We start from the raw sequence: 2,413 nt of genomic DNA on the forward strand, positions 1-2,413 counted from the left end.
GCCGCGGAGGTGGTGCGCGCCGAGGAGGATCACGCGGCGCCGGTGCTGCCCCGTCAGCGCCGCCGCGGTGGTCGCCTGCGGCGCTGGCTGTCGGGCCGCCCTATTCGATGACGGCGATCAGGTCGCCTTCCTGCACCACGTCACCCTCGTTGACCGCGAGCCGGGCCACGACCCCGTCGGACTCGGCGAGCACCGGGATCTCCATCTTCATCGACTCGAGGATCACCAGGGTGTCGCCCTCCTCGACCTCGGCACCGGCGGCGGACACGACCTTCCACACGTTGGCCACCATTTCGGCGCGGATCTCGTCGGCCATGGGGTAGTCCTCCTCGTCGCGGCGCTGCTCCGGTGACGGTATCCAATCATGGTCCGGCCGCGGGGGCATACGGGGCGTGCGGGCCGGGCCGTCTACCATCGGCGGGTTGACCGCGAGGACGAACGGAGATCGAGATGGCCAAGAAGTCTCGTAAGAAGAAGGCCCGGAAGAAGAGCGCCGCCAACCACGGCAAGCGTCCCAACTCCTGAGCCGTGGACAGCGAGAAGGGCCGGTAGCTCACGCCACCGGCCCTTCTTCACGTCCGACGTCCCCGCGGGTCAGGGCAGGAACTCGTGGCTCTCCGCCTCGACCACGTACTCGCTGAGCTTCACCCGGAGCCGCTCGCGCAGCTCCTTGGGTGCCGTCTCGTCGCCGCAGCAACGGGCGACGAGCGCCTTCACCTCGTGCTCGATGCCGTACTCACGCAGGCAGTCGGAGCAGTCGTCGAGGTGCCGCTGGATCAGCTCCCGGCGGTCGTCGCTGCACTCCAGATCGAGGTACAGGTAGACCTCGCTGATCACGACGCTGCAGTCGGTCTTCTGGGCTTCGTCGTTCACGTCGCTCACGCCTCCTGTGTGGCGGGCGTGCCGGAGGTGCGGGTGATCCCCCGGTCGACGGCGTACTGCTCGAGCAGCTTGCGGAGGTTCCGCCGGCCGCGGTGCAGGCGGGACATGACCGTGCCGATCGGCGTACCCATGATGTCGGCGATCTCCTTGTACGAGAAACCCTCGACATCGGCGAGGTAGACGGCCAGCCGGAACTCCTCGGGCAGCTGCTGCAGCGCGTCCTTGATGTCGCTGTCGGGCAGCCGGTCCAGCGCCTCGGTCTCGGCCGAGCGCAGACCCGCGGACGTGTGCGACTCGGACGAGGCGAGCTGCCAGTCCGAGATCTCCTCGGTGGGAGCCTGCACGGGCTGACGCTGCTTGCGCCGGTACGAGTTGATATAGGTGTTCGTGAGGATCCGGTACAGCCAGGCCTTGAGGTTGGTGCCCTCCTCGAACTGGTGGAACGCGGAGAACGCCTTGAGGAAGGTCTCCTGCACGAGGTCCTCGGCATCGGCCGGGTTGCGCGTCATGCGCAGGCCGGCCGCGTAAAGCTGGTCCACGAAGGGCAGCGCGTCCCGCTCGAAGCGCGCCCGGCGCTCCTCGGTCTTCTCGCTGCGTTCGGTTCTTTCCGTCCGCTCTGCTGGCGTCACCCGCACGTCTCCCCTCGACCGCCCCGCCGAGGATACGGGTAGTGCCCCGTCAACAGATTCAAAAACCGCCGGTGATGTGACGCTCACCGATGATGTGACGGGCCCCGTGACAGCCGCCGGCCACTCGGGCGCGTGCAGCAGCTGCTGCACCTTGCGCGCCTGCGGGCCGCCGCGCTGGACGAATCCGGTTCCGGCTTGCACTTTGGGGTACCCCTTCCGACGTACAGCCTTCCGGGTGATGTAACGGTGGCGGGGGTGCCCGCATTCCGGATCAGCGGGCCCAGCTGTGCGCCCGCAGCCACGCGACCACGATCGCCGCGGTGCCGGGCAGATCACGGCGCAGATCGTGGACGGCACCGGGGCGTACGGCGACCTCCACGACGCCGCCCGGCTCGGGCACGCCGAAGGGATCACGGTCGCCGTTGACGACCAGGGTCGGGATCCGGACCGGCAGCTCGTCGGCGCGGCTGCGTTCCGGCTTGCCCGGCGGATGCAACGGGAAGGCGAGGGCCAGCACTCCGGCCGCCCCCAGCTCCTCAGCCGTCCGGCAGGCCACCCGTGCGCCGCTGGAGCGCCCGCCCAGGATCAACGGCAGGCCGCCGTCCGCGATCTCGGCCACCACCGCCGTCCAGGCCTCGTCCAGATGGCCGGCCGGCGCGGGCGCGCGCCGCCCGGCGACGCGGTACGGCTGGGTCACCAGCGCGACCCGGGCGCCCGCGGCCACGGCGGCGTCATGCACCGCGGTCAGGTCGGGCGCGTCCACGTCACCGCCCGCGCCGTGGCCGAGGACGAGCTGACAGAGCGACGGGCCGGCGGGGTGCGTGTTACCGATCCCCCCCGGCCCGCGCGGGGTGTGGATCGAGAAGCTGTGGACCACACCGATTTGTTTCGGCTAACCGGCC

4 protein-coding genes are annotated in these 2,413 nt (G+C 70.4%); all 4 read right to left on the bottom strand.

All coding sequences use genetic code 11. The features are described 5' to 3' along the window. Positions 1-100 precede the first annotated feature (100 nt). Complete coding sequence (locus AB0C29_RS43645; protein ID WP_360833583.1) at positions 101-316, bottom strand: biotin/lipoyl-binding carrier protein; 216 nt, start codon at positions 314-316, stop codon at positions 101-103. Between the two features lie 278 nt (positions 317-594). Continuing rightward, positions 595-873: a mycothiol system anti-sigma-R factor gene (rsrA, locus tag AB0C29_RS43650; protein WP_212991285.1), complete on the bottom strand. Its 279-nt coding sequence runs from the start codon at positions 871-873 to the stop codon at positions 595-597. A gap of 5 nt (positions 874-878) precedes the next feature. Further along, the gene (locus AB0C29_RS43655) at positions 879-1,712 is read right to left on the bottom strand and encodes a sigma-70 family RNA polymerase sigma factor (RefSeq protein ID WP_360833585.1); all 834 of its coding nucleotides are present in this window, start codon (positions 1,710-1,712) and stop codon (positions 879-881) included. Between the two features lie 70 nt (positions 1,713-1,782). Beyond that, complete coding sequence (locus AB0C29_RS43660) at positions 1,783-2,388, bottom strand: alpha/beta family hydrolase (protein ID WP_360833587.1); 606 nt, start codon at positions 2,386-2,388, stop codon at positions 1,783-1,785. Between the last annotated feature and the right edge of the window lie 25 nt (positions 2,389-2,413).

The sequence above is a fragment of the Actinoplanes sp. NPDC048791 genome (genome assembly GCF_040650095.1).
In the GTDB taxonomy this organism is placed as follows: Bacteria; Actinomycetota; Actinomycetes; order Mycobacteriales; family Micromonosporaceae; genus Actinoplanes.

Coding starts and splice junctions, on each gene's coding strand:
- AB0C29_RS43645 (WP_360833583.1), bottom strand. CDS start 316: ATGGCCGACGAGATCCGCGCCGAAATGGTGGCCAACGTGTGGAAGGTC.